Annotated in this window: 14 protein-coding genes; 10 read left to right on the forward strand and 4 right to left on the reverse strand. The window is 76.5% G+C overall.

Features of this window, described 5'->3' with window-relative positions; genetic code table 11:
- Positions 1–172 precede the first annotated feature (172 nt).
- The 3 genes from ACYX4T_RS25845 to ACYX4T_RS25855 all read left to right on the forward strand — a co-directional run bounded on the left by ACYX4T_RS25845 (position 173) and on the right by ACYX4T_RS25855 (position 3373).
- The gene (locus ACYX4T_RS25845; RefSeq protein WP_476012071.1) at positions 173–829 is read left to right on the forward strand and encodes a transglycosylase SLT domain-containing protein; all 657 of its coding nucleotides are present in this window, start codon (positions 173–175) and stop codon (positions 827–829) included.
- Positions 826–1830, forward strand: coding sequence for a pirin family protein (locus ACYX4T_RS25850; RefSeq protein WP_476012072.1), 1005 nt, complete (start codon positions 826–828; stop codon positions 1828–1830). Before ACYX4T_RS25845 ends, ACYX4T_RS25850 begins: the two co-directional genes overlap by 4 nt.
- A gap of 157 nt (positions 1831–1987) precedes the next feature.
- Entirely contained in the window at positions 1988–3373 is a 1386-nt protein-coding gene (locus ACYX4T_RS25855) for an FAD-binding oxidoreductase (RefSeq protein WP_476012073.1), read from the forward strand.
- A 60-nt stretch (positions 3374–3433) separates the two neighbouring features.
- Here the strand turns inward: ACYX4T_RS25855 and ACYX4T_RS25860 are convergent, their stop codons facing one another.
- Both ACYX4T_RS25860 and ACYX4T_RS25865 read right to left on the reverse strand, forming a co-directional pair.
- Entirely contained in the window at positions 3434–3805 is a 372-nt protein-coding gene (locus ACYX4T_RS25860; RefSeq protein WP_476012074.1) for a DoxX family protein, read from the reverse strand.
- Between the two features lie 40 nt (positions 3806–3845).
- A complete protein-coding gene (locus tag ACYX4T_RS25865) occupies positions 3846–5666 on the reverse strand; it encodes a gamma-glutamyltransferase family protein (RefSeq protein WP_476012075.1) in 1821 nt (606 codons plus the stop codon).
- 123 nt (positions 5667–5789) lie between these two features.
- Here ACYX4T_RS25865 and ACYX4T_RS25870 point away from each other — a divergent pair, with 123 nt between their 5' ends.
- From ACYX4T_RS25870 to nudC, 7 genes are all read left to right on the forward strand, one after another.
- Positions 5790–6212, forward strand: coding sequence for a DoxX family protein (locus ACYX4T_RS25870; RefSeq protein WP_476012076.1), 423 nt, complete (start codon positions 5790–5792; stop codon positions 6210–6212).
- An 84-nt stretch (positions 6213–6296) separates the two neighbouring features.
- Positions 6297–7703 (forward strand): M20/M25/M40 family metallo-hydrolase, encoded by a 1407-nt coding sequence (locus tag ACYX4T_RS25875; RefSeq protein WP_476012077.1) that lies wholly within the window; start codon positions 6297–6299, stop codon positions 7701–7703.
- Positions 7704–7761: 58 nt separating this feature from the next.
- Positions 7762–8730: an SDR family NAD(P)-dependent oxidoreductase gene (locus ACYX4T_RS25880; protein WP_476012078.1), complete on the forward strand. Its 969-nt coding sequence runs from the start codon at positions 7762–7764 to the stop codon at positions 8728–8730.
- A 363-nt stretch (positions 8731–9093) separates the two neighbouring features.
- Entirely contained in the window at positions 9094–9837 is a 744-nt protein-coding gene (locus tag ACYX4T_RS25885; protein WP_476012079.1) for a hypothetical protein, read from the forward strand.
- Between the two features lie 11 nt (positions 9838–9848).
- Positions 9849–11159, forward strand: a complete 1311-nt coding sequence (locus ACYX4T_RS25890) for a M16 family metallopeptidase (RefSeq protein WP_476012080.1) — start codon at positions 9849–9851, stop codon at positions 11157–11159.
- On the forward strand, positions 11156–12592 hold the full coding sequence (locus tag ACYX4T_RS25895) for a M16 family metallopeptidase (RefSeq protein ID WP_476012081.1): 1437 nt from the start codon (positions 11156–11158) through the stop codon (positions 12590–12592). Before ACYX4T_RS25890 ends, ACYX4T_RS25895 begins: the two co-directional genes overlap by 4 nt.
- Positions 12589–13674 (forward strand): NAD(+) diphosphatase, encoded by a 1086-nt coding sequence (nudC, locus tag ACYX4T_RS25900; protein ID WP_476012082.1) that lies wholly within the window; start codon positions 12589–12591, stop codon positions 13672–13674. The genes ACYX4T_RS25895 and nudC overlap by 4 nt, the downstream gene beginning before the upstream one ends.
- A gap of 22 nt (positions 13675–13696) precedes the next feature.
- Here nudC and ACYX4T_RS25905 read toward each other — a convergent pair whose 3' ends face one another.
- Both ACYX4T_RS25905 and ACYX4T_RS25910 read right to left on the reverse strand, forming a co-directional pair.
- Positions 13697–13942 (reverse strand): mycoredoxin, encoded by a 246-nt coding sequence (locus tag ACYX4T_RS25905; RefSeq protein WP_476012083.1) that lies wholly within the window; start codon positions 13940–13942, stop codon positions 13697–13699.
- Between the two features lie 34 nt (positions 13943–13976).
- Positions 13977–17285, reverse strand: a complete 3309-nt coding sequence (locus ACYX4T_RS25910) for a proline dehydrogenase family protein (protein ID WP_476012084.1) — start codon at positions 17283–17285, stop codon at positions 13977–13979.
- Positions 17286–17375: the final 90 nt, after the last annotated feature.

Raw genomic sequence — 17375 nt, forward strand, 5'->3', positions numbered from 1 at the left:
AGCGGTCGCTGGACCCGGCCCCGGGCCCGACGGTCTGTACCGTGGGGTGCGCCTCACCCCTGACGGCCCTCGAGCCCGCCGCCGATCACGGGAGGTACCGGGATTGCAGGTCCGACATCGGCCACCACGCCGCCCACCCCATCGGCCACCACGCCGGCCCCGTTCGAGCGGCTTGGGTGCCCGCGCGGTCCGGATCGGGGTGCTCTGCCTCGGCGTCGTGGTGTCGGCGTCGCTGGTGGCGTGCAGTCCGTGGCGTGAGCGCGCGGCCCGGCCGGACGGGGCCCCCCGCGCCGCCCCTGTGGAGCCGGCGAACCGGCAGCACCTCGTGGAGCTCCTGGCGCCGGTGTTCCCCGACCCGCCCGCCGAGCCCCTGCCCACCGACCGCTCGGTGGCGCTGTCGGAGGCGCAGGTCCAGACCCTGATGCTCGATGCCGGGTTCCCGCCCGAGGAGATCGGGACCGGGGTGGCGATCACCCGGGCCGAATCGGCGCGGATCCCCGACAGCACCAACACCGCCGGCAACCACGCGGGTACCGACCGGGGACTCTGGCAGATCAACGACTTCTACTGGGGCGACGAGCTCGACGGCATCCGGTGGCGTGACCCGACCGGGAACACCGAGCTCGCCTTCGCGATCTGGGAGCGGTCGGGCTGGGACGCCTGGGCGACCTACGAGCCGGAGGCCATGTCCGCCCTCGGCCCGCCGGACCCGGCCGCGCTGCGCGGCCACCTCGAGGACCGGCGGTCGGCCGCCCTCGCGCGGTGGCCGTCGTGGACGGCGGGCACGCCGTGGCGTTCGGTCGTCGCGGGCGCACAATCGACCGTGTGAGCAACACGGAGGTGGCGCCGCCGGAGTTCGCGAGCGCAGCGGACGGAACGGACGGATCCGTCGAGGTCCTGACGCCGCGCGCGGTGCCCCTCGGCGGGCCGCGGGCGATGACCGTGCGCCGGACGCTGCCGCAGCGGGCGCGCACGCTGATCGGTGCCTGGTGCTTCGTCGACCACTACGGCCCCGACGACACCGCGGCCTCGGGCGGCATGGACGTCCCGCCGCACCCGCACACCGGGCTCGCGACGGTGAGCTGGCTGTTCACCGGCGCGGTCGAGCACCGCGACAGCCTCGGGACCCACGCCCTCGTCCGCCCCGGCGAGCTCAACCTCATGACCGGCGGGCACGGCGTCGCGCACTCCGAGGTCAGCACCCCCGACACCACGATGCTGCACGGGGTCCAGCTGTGGGTCGCGCTCCCGGACCACGCCCGCGACGTGCCCCGCGACTTCGCGCACTTCGTGCCGGAGCCCGTGGCCCTGGACGGCGCCGCCGCCCGCGTCTTCCTCGGCACGCTCGCCGGGGCGACGTCGCCGGTGGCCACCGCGACCCCCCTGCTCGGTGCCGAGCTCCTCCTCGATCCCGGTGCGCACCTCGAACTGCGGGTCGACCCCACCTTCGAGCACGGCGTGCTCGTCGACCGGGGTCGCGTGGCGCTGCAGGACCGTCCCCTCGAGCGCGGCGAGCTCGGCGTCCTCCCGCCGGGACCTCCCACGGTGGAGATCACCGCGGACGACGGTGACACGGACCCTGCCCGCATCGTCCTCCTCGGCGGCCCGCCGTTCGGCGAGGAGATCGTCATGTGGTGGAACTTCGTCGCCCGCAGCCACGAGGAGATCGTCGCGTTCCGCGCCGCGTGGGAGGGCGGCGACGCGCGGTTCGGCGAGGTCGAGGGCTACGTGGGTCTCGACGGCCGCCGCGGCGACGCCGCCCGCCTGCCCGCACCCGCGCTGCCGCACGCGACCATCCGGCCACGCGGCAACCCGCCCCGGGGGCACTGACCGGCCACCCTCCGTCGGCACCGCCGGCGGCCGGTTCTCACCGACCGTCACGATGCGGCGACCCGAATCGGACTTGTAGCACGCTGCGTGACTCTCTAGCGTCGTCGTCACCGGCAGCATCACGCTGACGGACCAGTCGACGATCACGGAGCGTGCGATGACCGAGCTGGGCGCCCCGACCGCCGCGGTCGACCGGGACGACGCACTGACCGAGCTGCGGCGCTCCGTGGCCGGCCCGGTCCTCGGGCCCGAGGACGTCGAGGTGGTCGCGGAGCTCGCGGCCTACAACCTGGGCCCCGAGCACGCCCCGGTCGCGGTCGTCGGGGCGACGGGACCGGAGGACGTCGCGGCCGCCGTGCGCTGGGCCGCCGCCCGCGGCATCCGGGTCGGCGTCTTCGCCACCGGGCACAGCGACGTGGCCCAGCGGGGCACGCTCGTCGTCACCACGCGGCGCATGGACCGCGTCGACGTCGACCCGGCCACCCGGCGGGCGATCGTCGGCGCCGGCGTGAAGTGGGCGCGCCTCGTCGAGGCGGCGGCGCCGCACGGGCTGGCGGGCCTCAACGGGTCCACCACCGACGTGGGCATCGCCGGCTACGTCGTCGGCGGCGGTGTCGGGCCGTTCGCCCGGAAGTACGGCTACGCGAGCGACCGGGTGCGCCGCGTGCAGCTGGTCACCGGGGACGGGGCGATCCGCGAGGTCACCGCCGACTCCGACCCCGAGCTGTTCGACGTGGTGCTGGGCGGCAAGGACGCGGCCGGCATCGTCACCGAGGTCGAGATGGAGCTCATCGAGCTGCCGTCCCTCTACGGCGGCGGCCTGATCTACGAGGCCGCGGACATCCCCGCGGTGCTGCACGCCTGGCGCGCGTGGGCGCCAACGCTGCCCGAGGAGACGACGACCTCCGTGGCGATCCTGCGGGCGCCCGACATCGAGGCCGTCCCGCCGCCCCTGCGCGGCCGGACGGTCGCCCACCTGCGCGTCGCCCACCTCGGCGGCGCGGAGGAGGGACGCGAGCTCGTGGCCCCGATGCGCGCGGTCGCGACGCCGATGATGGACATGGTCGACGTCATGCCCTACGCGGCGATCGACGCGATCCACATGGACCCGGTCGACCCGATGCCCGCCTGGGCCGACGGGCGCTTCCTCACCGGTCTCGACGAGGACCTCGTCGACGCCGTGCTCGCCGTCGCGGGCCCCGACCAGCAGCTCCCGCTCTTCCTCGTCGAGCTGCGCCACGTCGCCGGCGCGGTCGAGCGCGGGACCCGGGGTGTGGTGACCCGCGAGGCCCGCTGGCTGGCCGGTGTCGTCGGGCCGTTCCCGCCGGAGCTGCGCGCGGTGGTGCCGGCGGTCGCGGCGCAGCTGCTCGACGGGCTGGCGCGGTGGACGGCGCCGCAGACCAGCCTCAACTGGATCCACCCGGACGTCGCCACGGCACGCCCCGAGCTCGTGTGGACGCCGGCGACCCGCGCGCGCATCGACGCCGTGCGCCGCCGCGTCGACCCGGCGGGCGTGTTCGGCGGCGCCGGGTCGGGGCTGTAGCGGACCACTCCGGTCGGGGGCCGGAGCCGGGGGGAACGGGGAGGGCCCGCGGGGCCGGCGTCAGCCGGCCTCGCGGTGCACCCGCAGCGCGTGGGCGATCATCGGCGCCTGCAGCGGCAGGCGGCCGAACGCCACCGCGCGCCAGGGCCACGGGCGGCGCCGCCAGTCCCACGCCATCTGCACGTTCGCCGGGAACACCGCGACGAACAGCGCCGCCGCCGCGAGCGCGCCGAGCCGACGCGTGCGCGGCACCGCCACCGCGGTCCCGACGGCGAGCTCGGCGACGCCGCTGGCGTAGGTCCAGAACCGTGCCGAGCCGGGCAGCCACGGCGGCACGATCGTGTCGAACGGCTGCGGCGCGACGCCGTGCAGCACGCCCATGGTCAGCAGGCCGCCGGCGAGCAGGGGCCCCCGGGACCGGGAACGGGTCATGATCCGCACCCTGGCAGACGGCCGCCGTCCCCGCCCGACGTCACCGACCGACGGCGTAGCCCTGCATCCCCCGCGGGTTGGCCGCGCTCCACCGCAGCCCCCGGGACCGGTCGATGCCCACCGCCGAGAGCCGCCCGAGCGACCACGGCCCGCTGCGCGTCACCCGGTGCCCGCGCCGCTCGAGACCGGCCACCACGGCCGCGGGCAGCCGGTCCTCGACGACCGCGCCGCCGGGCTCGCGCCCCCGTGGCCAGAACGAGCTGGGCGACGACGTCGTGTGCAGCGCCGGCGCGTCGATCGCCTGCTGCGGGTCGTAGCCGCCGACGAGCGTGCGCAGCAGGTAGAGCAGCTGCCACTGGTCCTGCTGGTCGCCGCCGGGTGAGCCCAGGGCCGTGACCGGACCGTCGTCGTCGAGCACCAGTGTCGGCGTCAGCGTGGTGCGCGGGCGCCGCCCGGGCGTGAGCGTCGAGGGCAGGCCCTCCTGCAACCACGTCATCTGCAGCCGCGTGCCCAGCGCGAAGCCGAGCTCGGGGACCGTCGGCGACGACTGCAGCCAGCCGCCCGAGGGCGTCGCCGAGACGATGTTGCCCCAGCGGTCGACGACGTCGACGTGGCAGGTGTCGCCCTTGGTCTCCCCGGCGAGGGTGACGGTGGGCTCGCCGACGGTGCCGTCGGTGGTGCCGCCGATCCCCGCGCCGGCCAGGGCGAGGTCGGCGAGCACCGGGTCGCGCCCGCCCAGGCGCCCGGGGCGCAGGTCCGGCGAGGCCTCGTCGGTGATCAGCGCGCGACGGGCGGCGACGTAGTCGGGCGCGAGGAGGTCCGCGAGGAGGTCGGCGGGGTCGCGGAGGTCCGCCGGCTCCCCGAACCAGGCGTCCCGGTCGGCCTGGGCGAGCTTGATCGCCTCGAGGGCGAGGTGCGCGCCGGTCTCGGCGCCCGGGTCGAGGTCGGCGTCGTCGAAGCCCTCGAGCACCGCGAGCGCCGCGAGCAGCGCCGGGCCCTGCCCCCACGCCGGCGTCTTGGCGACCCGCCACCCGCGGAACGACCCGACGGCGGCGTCGACGACCCGCGCCCGGTAGCCCGCGGTGTCGGCGACGGTGAGCACGCCCGGGTGGTCGGTGCCCGAGGAGTGCCGGTGGGGCGTGCGGGCCGCGGCGGCCAGCGCCTCGGCGACGAACCCCTCGGCCCACACCGTGCGCACGGCGTCGATGCGCGCGTCCCGGTCGCGGCCCTGCGCGGCGGCGGCGAGCCGGGAGAGGGTGTCCGCCCACGCCGGGTTGCGGACCACCTCGCCCGGCCGGGGCGGCCGCCCGCCCGGCATCCACAGCGCCGCCGAGGTCGGCCAGTGCTCGCGGAACAGGTCGGCCACCGTCGCGACGGTCGACGACAGCCGCGGCACCGCCGGCACCCCGTGACGGGCGTAGTCGATCGCCGGCGCGAGGACGTCGCCGACCTCCCAGGTCCCGTGGTCGCGCAGCAGCAGGAACCACGCCTCGACCGCCCCGGGGATCGCGGCCGCCAGCGCGCCGGAGCCCGGGACGCGCTCGAGGCCCTGGTCGCGGTACGCCGCGGCGGAGGCGGCGGCCGGCGCCGGGCCCTGCCCGTCGAGCACCCGGGGCGTCGGGTCGTCGGCGGTGGCGAACACCGCCGTGAGGTCACCGCCCGGCCCGTTGAGGTGCGGCTCGGTGACGTGCAGGACGAACGCGGCCGCGACCGCGCCGTCGAACGCGGTGCCGCCGCGCTCGAGGACGCCCATGGCGGTCGCCGCGGCGGCCCAGTGCGTCGCCGCCGCCATCCCGACGGTGCCCTCGAGCACCGGGCGCGTCGTGAACTCCGGAGGGGGCGTCCATCCCGCGGGTGTCATCGGGCCAGCGAAGCCGATCGTCGCCCTGCACGAAAGTACGACGGAGCAACCAGAAGGTATTGACGAAGGATGGTGGGGTTCGCCACGCTGTGCCCACCACCCCGCCGTCCCCGGAGGACCGAGATGACCGCCGCGACCGCCCCGACCCCGTCGAGCACGTCGGGCCCGGCCCGCTCCCGCGGGGCGACCATCGCGCTGTGGACCCTGCAGGTGCTGCTCGCGCTGGTGTTCGTCGTGGGCTCCGGGGCACCCAAGCTGTTCGGTGAGGCCTACGCGGTGCAGATCTTCACCGACCTCGGAACGGGGCAGTGGCTGCGCTACGTCGTCGGCGTGCTCGAGGTCGCGGGCGGCATCGGGCTGCTCGTGCCCCGGCTCGCGGGCCTCGCCGCGGCGTGCCTGGTGGCGCTCATGGTCGGCGCCACGGGCGCGCAGCTGTTCTTCCTCTCCGAGGGCTTCTGGTACACGCCGGTGATCCTCGGCGTGCTGCTCGGCGTCGTGGCCTGGGTGCGCCGCGCCGAGATCCCGACGGTGCTCGCCCGCCGCTGACCCGTCGAGGGCTCCCGCCCGGCCGCCGCCCGACCCGGTGGCCGGGCGGTGTCGCGCGCGCCGGGGCGAACTAGCGTGGCGAGCATGACCAGCACCGAAGCCTCCGGAGAAGCCGCCGCCGTCGCCGCCCGCGCCGAGGCGTTCGTGGCGGACCTCCAGGAGTGGCTGCGGATCCCGTCGATCTCGGCCGACCCCGGACACCATGACGACGTGGCCCGCTCCGCGGCGTGGCTCGCCGAGCGGCTGCGGGCGGAGGGCTGGCCGCAGGTCGAGGTCTGGGACGACACCGACGCCCTGCCCGCGGTGTTCGCCTCGTGGCCCGCGGCCGATCCGGCTGCCCCGACCGTGCTGGTCTACGGCCACCACGACGTCCAGCCCGCCGACCTCGCCGACGGCTGGTCCTTCGCCCCGTTCGAGCCCGAGGTCGTCGGGGAGGAGCTGCGCGGGCGCGGCGCCTCCGACGACAAGGGCCACCTCGCGATGGTCCGGCTCGGGGTCGCCGCGCACCTCGCCGCGACCGGCGCCGGCGGCCCCGCCGTGCACCTCAAGCTCCTCGCCGAGGGCGAGGAGGAGTCCGGCTCGGCGCACCTCGACGCGCTGCTCGCCGCGCACCGGGACGCCTTGCGTTGCGACGCGATCGTCGTCACCGACACCGGCATGGTCGGCCGGGACGCGCCGACGGTCTGCACGGGCATGCGCGGCATGGTCGACACCGAGATCGTCTTCCGCGGCGCGTCGGTGGACCTGCACTCCGGGCAGTTCGGCGGCGCGGTGCCCAACCCCGTCACCGAGCTCGCCCGCCTCGTCGCCGCCCTGCACGACGACGAGCGCCGCGTGCAGGTGCCCGGGTTCTACGACGACGTCCGCCCGCCCACCGACGCCGAGCGTGCCGCCTGGGCCGCGCTGCCCTTCGACGAGGCCGCATGGCTCGCGGGCTCCGCCGCGGGGGCGCAGGCCACCGCGGGCGAGGCCGGCTGGAGCACCTACGAGCGGCTCTGGGCGCGCCCGACCGCCGAGGTCAACGGCCTGCACGGCGGCTACGGCGGCCCTGGCCACAAGACGATCGTCCCGCACTCGGCGACCGCCAAGCTGACCTTCCGGCTCGTCGCCGACCAGGACCCGGCGCGCGTGCTCGACGGCGTCCGCGCCTTCGTCGCCGCCCACACCCCGCACGGGATCACCGCCGAGGTCGTCGCCGGCGGTCCCGGCGTCCCGCCGCTGATCTGCGACGTCGACTCGACGCTGGTGACGACGATCCGCGAGGCCATGGGCGCCGCGCTCGGTGCGGAGGTGCTGCCGGCGCGCGAGGGCGGCAGCGGCCCGGAGGCCCTGCTCGCCACCGAGCTCGCCGCCCCGCTGGCGTTCCTCGGCGTCATGCTGCCCTCGGACCGCATCCACGCCCCCGACGAGCGGGCGGTCGTGCCCCTGCTGCTCGCCGGGGCCGAGGCGACCGCGCACCTGTGGCGGATGCTGGGCGACCGCGGCGTCTGATCGTCGGCGTCGCCGCAAGTTTGCGTTCGAGCGCGCTCGAAGACCTAGCGTCGGTGGCGTGATCGAACAGCAGCACCCCATCGGCTCCGGCTTCGGCAAGGACACCACCGCCGCCGAGGTCCTCGCCGGCCTCGACCTCACCGGCCGGCTGGCCGTCGTCACCGGCGGCTACTCGGGACTCGGGCTCGAGGCGACGCGCGCCCTGACCGCGGCCGGCGCGCACGTCGTCGTCCCCGCCCGGCGTCCCGACGCCGCGAAGGAGGCCCTGGACGGCGTCGAGGGCGTCGAGACCGACGCCCTCGACCTCGGCGACCAGGACAGCATCGCCGCCTTCGCCGACCGCTTCCTCGCCTCCGACCGCGCGATCGACATGATGATCGACAACGCGGGCATCATGGCGACGCCGGAGATGCGCGTCGGCCCCGGCTGGGAGGCGCAGTTCGGGACCAACCACCTCGGGCACTTCGCGCTGGTCAACCGCCTGTGGCCGGCGATCGCGCGCGGGCGCGACGCGCGCGTGGTCTCGGTGTCGTCCCGCGGGCACCACCGCTCGCCGGTCCGCTTCGACGACCTCGACTGGCGCGCCGAGCCGTACGACAAGTGGCAGGCCTACGGTCAGGCGAAGACCGCGAACGTCCTGTTCGCCCTGCACCTCGACCGGCTCGCCGCCCCGCAGGGCGTGCGGGCGTTCTCGCTGCACCCCGGCGGGATCCTGACCCCGTTGCAGCGCCACCTCCCGCGCGAGGAGATGGTCGCCCTCGGCTGGGTCGACGAGGACGGCAACCCCACCCCGGAGGCCGCCGCGGGCTTCAAGACGCCCGAGGCCGGCGCCGCCACCGAGGTCTGGGCGGCGACGTCGCCGCAGCTCGCGGGCCTCGGCGGGCTCTACCTCGAGGACTGCGAGGTCGCCACGGTCGCCCAGGAGCCGGGCGCCCACGGCGTGCGGCCCTACGCGATCGACCCCGACGCGGCCGCCCGCCTGTGGGCCGTCTCGGTCGAGCGGACCGGGGTGGACGCCTTCTCCTGACGCCGCCCGGCGCGCCCGGAGTGTCAGCCGATCGTGTCGCGCGGGGCCCGCGCCGGGGCGCCGCGACGGAAGATCACCCGCACGGCGGCCTCAAGGTCGCGGACCCGTCGCTCTGCGGTGCGACGGGCCCGCGCCGACGGCCGCGCGCCCGGCCCGACCGTGCCCGGATCGCCGTAGCAGACGCCGGATCGCGTGTGTGGTGGACACCTCGATCGTGGGAGCGTCGCGGGTGTTTGAATCCGGCTCGTGTCGTTCACGGGAGCTGTGGCGGGCTCGGATCTGGATCGTTCCCACCTGGTGCGGGGCGGGAATCGATCACCGCATCGACCGGCTCGCCGGCAGCGGCGCGGTCCCGTGCTCGGCGTGCTCCTCGCGCTCGCGATCGGCGCGGGCGTGGCGCTCTGGCTGATCCTCGTGGCGAACCCCGTCGGGGCCCGCGGCGAGGGCGCCGACGCCGGGACCGACGCGGCGCCCGCGACCGTCGAGAGCGTCGGTCCCGCGACCGTCGTGGCCACGGCCTCGTGCCTGGGGGAGGACCCCCGCGACACGGTCGCCGTCGACGGCCCGGCCGGGCGGCGCCTCATGCCGCTCGACGGCTGCGGCACCCCGATGGGCTCGCACCTCACGGTGCGCATGGCCTTCGTCGGCTCCGAGCCCGCCGACGCGCCCGCCCGGGTGCTCGGCACCGGGTCGTCCGCCGCCCTCGTCGACCCCGAGGCCGCCGAGTCCCCGCTCACCGACCGCCTCGCGATCCTGCTCACCGGCGTCGCGGGCCTGGGGATGGCCGGCCTGCTCGTCGCCGTGGTCCGCGAGCGCTCCCGCCGGGCGACGACGGCCCCGGCGCGCCGCGCCCGCCCCGCCCGCCGCGTCACCACCGCGAGCGGCCCCGCGACCCCGCGCCCGGCGGCCCGCCGCACGGCGCACCGCCCGGCGGCGCGGCCCGGGCGGTCGGCCCGGGCCGGGCGTCCCGCCGCCCTCGACGTCGGACGTCGCCAGCCCTCGACGCGCAGCACGGCCCGCGGGGCGGGACGGGGCACAGCACGGCCCCGCACCCGCGGCACGGCGGCCGGGCCGCGCCGTCCGGCCTCCGGACCGCACCGCGATTAGTCTCTGACCGTGTGACCTCCAGCCTGACCGCCCCGTCGGGAACCGACAGCGGGCTGCAGCGACGGGTGCTCGACAACGGCCTCCGCGTGCTGCTCGTGCCCGACCCTGCCGCCCCCGTCGTCGGCGTCGCCGTCCACGTCGACGTCGGGTTCCGCTCCGAGCCCGAGGGCCGGACCGGGTTCGCGCACCTCTTCGAGCACCTCATGTTCCAGGGCTCGGAGAGCCTGGAGAAGCTCGCGCACTTCCGCCACGTGCAGTCGTCGGGCGGTGTCTTCAACGGCTCGACGCACCAGGACTACACGAACTACTTCGAGGTCCTGCCGTCCGCGGCCCTCGAGCGCGCGCTGTTCCTCGAGGCCGACCGGCTGCGCGCCCCCCGCCTGACGCAGGAGAACCTGCGCAACCAGGTGGACGTGGTCAAGGAGGAGATCCGCCTCAACGTCCTCAACCGGCCCTACGGCGGCTTCCCGTGGATCCTGCTGCCGCCGGTGCTCTACGACACCTACCCCAACGCCCACAACGGCTACGGGGACTTCACCGACCTCGAGCAGGCCGACCTCGACGACGCCGCCGCGTTCTTCGACGCCTACTACGCGCCGGGCAACGCGGTGCTCACCGTCGTCGGGGACATCGACGTCGACGACGCCGCGACGCTCGTCGAGAAGCACTTCGGCGACATCCCGGCCCGCCCGGTGCCGGCGCGCCCGAGCTTCGCCGAGCCGCCGCCCGACCGGGAGCGCCGCGACGCCGTCATCGACGCGCACGCCCCGCTGCCCGCGCTCGCGCTCGGCTACCGCCTGCCCGACCCGGCTGCCGACCTCGACGGCTACCTCGCCCACGCGGTGCTGGCGAGCCTGCTCACCGACGGCGAGGCCGCGCGGCTGACCCAGCGCCTCGTCTACGGCGACCAGCTCGTCACCGACGTCTCGGCCTCCGCCGGGCTCATGGGCGCCCCGCTCGACGCCCGCGACCCCGACACCTTCACGATCACCGCCGTGCACCCCGCGACGATCCACACCGACCGCGTCGTCGCCGCCGTCGACGACGAGCTCGCCCGGCTCGCCGCGCAGGGCCCCGACGCCGAGGAGCTGCGCCGGGTCACCGCGCGCTGGGCCTCCTCGCTGCACCGGGAGCACGACCGGCTGATGAGCCGCATGCTCGCCCTCGGCGCCGCCGAGCTGGTGCAGGGCCGCGCCGAGCTGGCCGACGAGCTGCCCGGGCGCATCGCCGCCGTCGAGCCCGCCGCGGTCGCCGCGGCCGCCGGCGCGCTGCGTCCCGACGCCCGCGCGATCCTCACCGTGACGCCGGGGGGTGGGCAGTGAGCGCGCCCACCAGCTCGACCCGACGCAGCGCCGAGGAGATCGGCAGCACGCCCACCGGGCCCCGCCCGCTGCCGCCGCTGGGCCCGCAGCGCGCGGTGCCCGCGCCCGACGAGGTCGACACCGTCCTCGCCTCCGGGCTGCGGGTCATCGCGGTGCGCCGCGCCGAGGTGCCGATGGTCGAGATGCGGGTGCGGGTGCCGTTCGCCGACCCGGGTGGTCAGCGGAGTGGCTCCGCAGACACTGGACGTCCGTCTCTCCACTCCGCTCACGTGACCGACCACGCCGCGGTCGCCGAGCTGCTCGCGACGACGATCCTGTCCGGCACCCGCCGTCGCAGCCGCGTCGGCATCGACGACGACCTCGCCGGGGTCGGCGGCGAGATGGGGTTCTCGGTCGACCCCGAGCGCCTCGCGGTGTCCGGGCACGCCCTCGCCGAGGGCCTCGACACGCTGCTCGACGTCCTCGCCGACCTGCTCCTCGACGCCACCCACCCCGCCGACGAGCTGGCCCGCGAGCGCGAGCGCCTCGTCGAGCGGATCGAGATGGCGTCCGCGCAGCCGTCGGTGATCGCGCGGCGGGCGCTGCAGGAGCGGCGCTACGGCGCCCACCCGGTAACGCGGGAGATGCCGCGGCCCGAGGAGGTCTCGGCGGTGTCCGCCGACGCGGTGCGCGCCCTGCAGACCTCGGCGCTGCGCCCGGGCGGGTCGGTGCTCGTCCTCGTCGGCGACCTCGACCCGGCGGACGCGGTCCGCCGCGTCGAGTCCGCGCTCGCGGGCTGGTCGAGCGGGGACGCGAGCGCGCTCGGGCCGCTGCCCGCGCTGTCCGCGCAGGACCTGCTGCTGGTGGACCGGCCGGGCGCGGTGCAGTCGCAGCTGCGGCTCTCGGCGCCCGCGGTGGGTCGTGACGACCCGCGCTACGCGGCGCTGCAGCTCGCGAACCTCACGCTCGGCGGCTACTTCTCGTCGCGGCTGGTGGAGAACCTGCGCGAGGACAAGGGCTACACCTACCACGCGTCCTCGAGCCTCGAGCTCGACCCGCACGGCGCGGTCCTGCTCGTCGAGACCGACGTCGCGTCCGAGGTCACCGCCGCGGCGCTGCTCGAGACGCGCTACGAGCTGGGGCGGCTCGCGGTGGTCCCGCCGAGCGCGGACGAGGTCGAGTCGGCGCGGCGCTACCTCGTCGGCTCGCTGCTGATCTCGATGACGACGCAGGCCGGCTACGCCTCGACGCTCGCCGGCCTCGCCGCGTACGGGCTGTCGTCGGCGTGGCTGCGCGAGCACCCGGGGCGCGTCGAGGCGGTGACGGTCGACGAGGTCGCCGCGGCCGCCACGACGTTCTACGCGCCCACCGGGTTCACCGGCGTCGTCGTCGCGGACGCCGCGAGCACCGCAGACGCGCTGCGGGCGCTGGGCGGCGTGGAGATCCGCTCGTGACGGGGACCGCGGGACCGGACCTGCGCGCGGCCTTCCACCTCGACGCCGACCCCGCGCTGTCGCGCTCGACGGTCGACCGCCGCGAGCAGCTGCGCGTCGACCCCGACCACGCGAAGGCGCTGTGGCCCGACGCCCGTGTCGTGCTCGTCGACCCGCACGGCCGGACGCCGACCCAGCGGGACGCCGACGGCACGCTCACCCTGGCGCTGGCGCCCACGGACGGGATGGGCGACATCCCCGACGGCGCGGTGGTGCTGGGGGAGGAGGACGGCACCGCGTTCTGGGCGGTGCGCGTGCCCGACCCGTCGGAGGCCGAGTCGAACGACGCCGGGTCCGGGTTCATGACCGCCGAGCAGTGGTCCCGCGCCGGCGGCGGCCCGGACCACGAGAACTGGACCGACCTGCGGTCCTCGGGCGCCGACCTCGACGCCGGCAGCGCCGGGCTGCTGACCACCGCGGTGAGCCTGCTCAACTGGCACGAGCGCTCGCGATTCTGCGCGCGCGACGGCTCGGAGATGGACGCGATCAAGTCGGGCTGGGCGCAGCTGTGCCGGGCGAACGGGCACGAGGAGTACCCGCGCACCGACGCGTCGATGATCTGCCTGGTGCACGACGGCACGGCCGGTGACCAGGCCCGGGTGCTGCTGGCCCGCCAGCCGATCTGGCCGGCGGGCCGCTACTCGGTGCTGGCGGGGTTCGTCGAGGCCGGCGAGTCGCTCGAGGCGTGCGTCGCCCGCGAGTGCGCCGAGGAGGTCGGGGTCGACGTGCACACGATCTCGTACCTCGGGTCGCAGCCCTGGCCGTTCCCGCGCTCGCTGATGATCGGCTTCTCGGCCGTCGCCGACCCGGGCCAGCCGCTGAAGCTCCAGGAGGGCGAGATCGAGGGCGCCCGCTGGGTGACGCGCACCGAGCTGCAGGCCGCCCTCGACGCGGGGGAGTGGTCCCACCGCGACGGGGTGCCGAAGGGCGCGCGCGGCGTCGGCGGCACGGCGTTCGAGGCCGGCGGCGGGCGCGAGCTCATCCTGCCCGGCGGCGTGTCCATCGCCCGCGCGATGCTCGAGGCGTGGGCCGCCGCCGTCTGAGCCCCGGGGTGGCGGCAGCGACTCAGGAAGCTGCCTCGACGCGCGCCAGGGTCTCCTTGACCTCGGCGAAGCCGGGGTTCGTGGCCGCGCTGCCGTCGGGGTAGACGACGGTCGGCACGGTGCGGTTGCCGCCGTTGATCTTCGTGACGATCTCGGCGGCGTCGGGCTCACGCTCGATGTCGACCTCGGCGTACCCGATGCCCTCGCGGTCTAGCTGCATCTTCAGCCGCCGGCAGAAGCCGCACCAGCTGGTCGTGTACATCGTCATCTGTGCCACGGGGGGTGCAACGCCGCGGGGTCGCTCAGGCTTCCACGTGGCCGAACCGGTGACGGGTCACACTGACCGCCTGCTCGCGCAGCACGGTCAGCATCTCCCGCCGGCCGTCGGCCACCACCGGGCCCTCGACCAGCGACGATCCCGCCTCGGCGGCCGCCCGGCGGAGGTCGTCGGCGGGCGTCCCGACGACGCGGAGGCGCTCGCCGGGCTCGGGCGCGCCGTCCCGCTCCTGCACCGGCACGCCGGCGCAGGCCGCGGCGAGCCGCACGCGCAGCACGTCGCGCGGGCGCGCGTCGGACCCCACGACGAGCCGCAGGGCGGGCAGCGGCCGGTACCGGAAGATGTTCGCCTCGACCCGCAGCCCGGTGGGGTCGTGCTCGACGGAGAACTCGTCGCGCCACGCCGCGGCGTCCGACCCGGCCGCGGCGCGCAGCCAGGTGAGGTCGTCGGGGCCGAAGTCGGGGGCCGCGGTGGCGAGCAGCTCGGCCGCGGCGGCCTCGAGCGGCGCCGACGGCAGCGCGTCGAGCGGGCCGTCGTGCCACGTCCCGAACTGGGCAACGTAGTTCGGCCCGCCGGGCTTCGCCCCGGGTCCCACGACCGAGCCCTTCCAGCCGCCGAACGACTGCCGCTGCACGATCGCGCCGGTGATGTGGCGGTTGACGTAGGCGTTGCCGACCTCGACCCGCTCGCTCCAGTGGTCGATCTCGTCCGGGTCGAGGGCGTGCAGGCCCCCGGTCAGGCCGTAGCCGGTGGCGTTCTGCAGCGCGATCGCCTCGTCGAGGTCCGCCGCGTGCATGAGCCCGAGCACCGGCCCGAAGCACTCCGTGAGGTGGAACCACGACCCCGGCGCCACGGGCTCCTTCACCCCGGGGGTCCACAGCGTCGGGCCCAGCCGGCGGGGCTCGACCAGCCAGCGCTCGCCCTCGTCGAGGCGGGTCAACGCCCGCTCGAGCTTCGCGTCCGGGGGCCCGATGAGGGGGCCCATCGTCGTCGACGGGTCGCTGCCGTGGCCGACGCGCAGGGTGCGGACGGCGTCGGCGAGCTGGCGGTGGAACCGGGCGCCGGCGGCCGTCCGCGACGACCGCATCGACCCGACGAGGATCGCCAGCGACGCCGCCGAGCACTTCTGCCCGGCGTGCCCGAAGGCCGAGCGCACGAGGTCGGCAACGGCGAGGTCGGGGTCGGCGCTCGGCGTCACGACCAGCGCGTTCTTGCCGCTCGTCTCCGCCACCAGCCGCAGGTCGGGGCGCCACGACCGGAACAGCGCCGCGGTCTCCGACGCCCCGGTGAGCACGACGTGGTCGACGGTCGGGTGCGTGACGAGCCGCCGCCCGGCCTCGCCCTCGTCGGTGTGCACGAGCTGGAGCGCGTCGGCGGGGATGCCGCCCCGGTGCAGGGCCGCGACGCCGACCTCCGCGCAGGCGCGCACCTGCGGCGCCGGCTTGATCACCACCGACGCCCCGGCCGCCAGGGCCGCGACGCAGCCGCCGAGCGGGATGGCGATCGGGAAGTTCCAGGGCGGGGTGACGACGACGACGCGGTCCGGGACGAACGGCGCGTCGGCGAGCTCGGCGGCCCGGTCCGCGTAGTAGGCGGCGAAGTCGATCGCCTCGGAGATCTCGGGGTCGGCCTCGGCGATGGTCTTGCCCGCCTCGCCGACCATCACCGTCAGCAGCTCGCCCCGCGCCGCGGCGAGCGCCCGCGCGGCGTCCCGCAGCACGTCCGCGCGCTCGTGGGCCGGCCGCGCGCCCCACGTGGAGGCGGCGGCGCGCTCGACCACCGCGTCCACCGTCGCCGCGTCGGTGATCTCGGGCTCGCGGGCGGGCGGGGCCGGCGTGGTGATCGCCCGCCGGGCCCAGTCGCGGTTGGCGGGCAGCGAGGGGTCGGTGTCGGGCTCGTTGCGGAACCGGTCGGGGATCGTCACGTGCTCGGTGCTGCGGTCCTGCGTGCGCCGGGGCGTGGCCGGCACGGCGTCGCGGTCGCGCACCGAGTCGCGGAACCGGTCGACGTAGGACGTGACCCCGGTGTCGGAGAACAGCGCGTAGAGGTAGTTCTCCGGCGACGCGTTCTCCTCGAGCCGGCGCACGAGGTACGAGACGGCGGCGTCGAAGTCGCCCGCATGCACCACCGGGGTGTAGAGCACGAGCCTCTCCGCGACGTCGCGTGCGACCACCCGCGCCTGCGCCGGCGCCATGCCCTGCAGCATCTCGACGTCGATCTGCCGCTCCGCGCCGCGGGCCGCGGCGAGCTCGACGGCCAGCGCCACGTGGTGCAGGTGGTGGCTGGCGACGCCGAGGCGCAGCGCGTCGACGAGGTCGCCGCCGATCGCCCGGTCGAGCAGCCGGACATAGTTGGCGTCGACCTCGGCCTTGCTCGTGTACGGGGCCTGCGGCCAGTCGTGCAGCTCGGCGTCGACGTGCTCCATCGCGAGGTTCGCGCCCTTGACCAGCCGCACCTTGATCGGCGCGCCGCCCGCGGCGACCCGACGGCGGGCGAACCCGGCGAGCTCGGTGAGCGCGTCGAGCGCGTCGGGCAGGTAGCCCTGCAGCACGATGCCGGCCGGCAGGTCCTCGAGCCCCGGCCGCGAGAGCAGCGCGGTGAACACGGCGACGGTGAGGTCGAGGTCCTTGTACTCCTCCATGTCGAGGTTGACGAAGGACCCGGTGTCGCGGGCCAGCTCGAACAGCGGCACCAGGCGCTCGACGAGCCGGTCGCGGCTGCCCTCGAGGTCCCACGGCACGAGCTGGCTCGCCACCGACGACGCCTTGACCGACACGTAGTCGACGTCGTCGCGGCGCAGCAGCTCCATGGTCCGCTCGAGGCGCCGGTCGGCCTCGTCCTCGCCGAGCACGGCCTCGCCGAGCAGGTTGAGGTTGAGCCGGAAGCCCTCCTCGCGTGCCTGCGCCAGCCGCCGGGTGAGCCCCCGCCCGCCCGCGTCCACGATGAGGTGCCCGACCAGCGCCCGCAGCCGCCGCCGAGCGAGCGGCACCACGACCCGCGGCGCGCGGGGTGCCGCCAGCGCCCCCGCCCGCAGCAGCGCCCGGTCGCGGCCCTCGATGAACCCCGGCAGCGGCGCGCGCGGCCCGGCCAGCCGGGCGAGCTCGCGCGCGGCGACCTCGTCGTCCTCGGGGCGGGCGACGCGGTCGACGAAGCGCAGCGTGAAGTCGACACCCGCCGGGTCGTGCATGAGCGCGGCGAGCTGCGCCGACGGCCCCGACTGCTCGCCCGCCGACCCGGCACGTGCCCACTGGTCGGCGCGGACGACGGCACGCTCGACGAGGTCGTCGGCGATCCCGCCGGCCTCGAGGTTGGGACGCGCGAGCTGCTCGGTCATGCCCCCATCGTGGCCCCACGGCGGGGTCGCGGTCTTGTCCCGATCCGGCGCGGCACGCGCGGGATGCCGACCACGCGGCCGGCGCACGCG

The sequence above is a fragment of the Actinomycetospora sp. ABD4_176 genome (assembly GCF_056311855.1).

Excerpts from the sequence above, each read along its gene's own strand:
- ACYX4T_RS25855 (WP_476012073.1), top strand. The coding sequence starts at position 1,988 with ATGACCGAGCTGGGCGCCCCGACCGCCGCGGTCGACCGGGACGACGCA.
- ACYX4T_RS25860 (WP_476012074.1), bottom strand. The coding sequence starts at position 3,805 with ATGACCCGTTCCCGGTCCCGGGGGCCCCTGCTCGCCGGCGGCCTGCTG.
- ACYX4T_RS25865 (WP_476012075.1), bottom strand. The coding sequence starts at position 5,666 with ATGACACCCGCGGGATGGACGCCCCCTCCGGAGTTCACGACGCGCCCG.
- ACYX4T_RS25870 (WP_476012076.1), top strand. The coding sequence starts at position 5,790 with ATGACCGCCGCGACCGCCCCGACCCCGTCGAGCACGTCGGGCCCGGCC.
- ACYX4T_RS25875 (WP_476012077.1), top strand. The coding sequence starts at position 6,297 with ATGACCAGCACCGAAGCCTCCGGAGAAGCCGCCGCCGTCGCCGCCCGC.
- ACYX4T_RS25905 (WP_476012083.1), bottom strand. The coding sequence starts at position 13,942 with ATGACGATGTACACGACCAGCTGGTGCGGCTTCTGCCGGCGGCTGAAG.
- ACYX4T_RS25910 (WP_476012084.1), bottom strand. The coding sequence starts at position 17,285 with ATGACCGAGCAGCTCGCGCGTCCCAACCTCGAGGCCGGCGGGATCGCC.